The sequence below is a fragment of the Photobacterium japonica genome, from assembly GCF_050337005.1.
GTDB classification, from domain to species: Bacteria; Pseudomonadota; Gammaproteobacteria; order Enterobacterales; family Vibrionaceae; genus Photobacterium; species Photobacterium japonica.
This window is the reverse complement of record NZ_JAKJSN010000139.1, coordinates 1-617: the sequence shown is the minus strand read 5'-3', so window position 1 is coordinate 617 and position 617 is coordinate 1. Positions and strand designations below refer to the sequence as shown.

At 41.4% G+C, this 617-nt stretch carries 2 rRNA genes; both read right to left on the bottom strand.

Annotated elements, in window-relative coordinates:
• A 23S ribosomal RNA gene (locus tag L4C36_RS23885) occupies positions 1–162 on the bottom strand; the annotation flags it as partial.
• A gap of 383 nt (positions 163–545) precedes the next feature.
• Positions 546–617 (bottom strand): 16S ribosomal RNA (locus L4C36_RS23880); the annotation flags it as partial.

Below are 617 nucleotides of genomic sequence, written 5' to 3'. Positions count from 1 at the left end.
GTATTCACGTAACGATACGTGCTTATGCACGTGGGTTTCCCCATTCGGAAATCCCAGACTCAAGTGGCTTTTACTGCCTAATCTGGGCTTATCGCAAGTTAATACGTCCTTCATCGCCTCTGACTGCCAAGGCATCCACCGTGTACGCTTAGTCACTTAACCATACAACCCCAAGAGGTTTCGTAYGTTCAAACAACCAAGGTTTGCGTCGTTATCTTCGATCAAGAAAGATAAKGACWTTGGTTTTTCGCCGGACTCATCTTTTATTTCCACTTTTTAAAAAGTGAAGACAAAAGTACACAAGACACTTGAATGTGTATTKCTTGAGAACTCGTTTYYATTCTTAAAGAATAAAAACTATTTGTAATTCAATCAYTCGTCGAAGTGACGACCAATTGAATTTACTAGTCAGCTTTCCAAATTGTTAAAGAGCWTAACGCAAAAAGCGTTAATCAATAACCKRAGTCATTCATTAGCGCTTTCGCTGTTCTTTTATTTCACCAAGCAATCTGTGTGGACACTGCATAAAACAGTAGTCTATCGTTTAAGGAGGTGATCCAGCCCCAGGTTCCCCTAGGGCTACCTTGTTACGACTTCACCCCAGTCATGAACCACAC